Here is a 257-nt window from a genome sequence, read left to right on the forward strand (position 1 = left end):
GCCATGAAATCCTTGAGGAATATTGGAAGCAGTCCGATCCGGGAAACAAGGACTCGATCTGGGTTGGTCTTATTTTAGTCGCGGTATCGACGTATCACCACCGCAGAGGAAATTTCAATGGAGCAAAACGAACATTGGAAAAAGCGCTAAGAATATTCGAAATGCATGCTCACTTTTTATCAAAGCTTGGTATTAACGGTCCAGATTTATTAAATTTATTAAACGACCGTCTACTGGCCATGGAAACAAGACAGGCT

Annotated in this window: 1 protein-coding gene; it reads left to right on the forward strand. The window is 42.0% G+C overall.

The window, feature by feature from the left end; translation table 11 throughout:
* A partial coding sequence (locus RYX56_RS23630; RefSeq protein WP_317124288.1) for a DUF309 domain-containing protein occupies nucleotides 1–257 on the forward strand: 257 nt, incomplete at both ends.

The organism is Alkalihalophilus lindianensis (genome assembly GCF_032843265.1).
GTDB lineage: Bacteria > Bacillota > Bacilli > Bacillales > Bacillaceae_D > Alkalihalophilus > Alkalihalophilus lindianensis.